This is a genomic window from Escherichia sp. R1, assembly GCF_003000935.1.
GTDB lineage: Bacteria > Pseudomonadota > Gammaproteobacteria > Enterobacterales > Enterobacteriaceae > Escherichia > Escherichia coli.
Map to the genome: position 1 here is coordinate 1 of NZ_PSRU01000092.1, position 569 is coordinate 569.

At 52.2% G+C, this 569-nt stretch carries 1 protein-coding gene; it reads left to right on the top strand.

The window, feature by feature from the left end:
* Nucleotides 1–517: IS6-like element IS26 family transposase (locus C4F37_RS27250; protein WP_106106750.1), on the top strand; the 517-nt coding region annotated here is incomplete at its 5' end.
* Nucleotides 518–569: the final 52 nt, after the last annotated feature.

Consider the following 569-nt stretch of genomic DNA (forward strand, 5'->3'; position numbering starts at 1 on the left):
CTGGTACTGGCGTAACCCTTCCGATCTTTGCCCGTGGCACATGGATGAAACCTACGTGAAGGTCAATGGCCGCTGGGCGTATCTGTACCGGGCCGTCGACAGCCGGGGCCGCACTGTCGATTTTTATCTCTCCTCCCGTCGTAACAGCAAAGCTGCATACCGGTTTCTGGGTAAAATCCTCAACAACGTGAAGAAGTGGCAGATCCCACGATTCATCAACACGGATAAAGCGCCCGCCTATGGTCGCGCGCTTGCTCTGCTCAAACGCGAAGGCCGGTGCCCGTCTGACGTTGAACACCGACAGATTAAGTACCGGAACAACGTGATTGAATGCGATCATGGCAAACTGAAACGGATAATCAACGCCACGCTGGGATTTAAATCCATGAAGACGGCTTACGCCACCATCAAAGGTATTGAGGTGATGCGTGCACTACGCAAAGGCCAGGCCTCAGCATTTTATTATGGTGATCCCCTGGGCGAAATGCGCCTGGTAAGCAGAGTTTTTGAAATGTAAGGCCTTTGAATAAGACAAAAGGCTGCCTCATCGCTAACTTTGCAACAGTGCC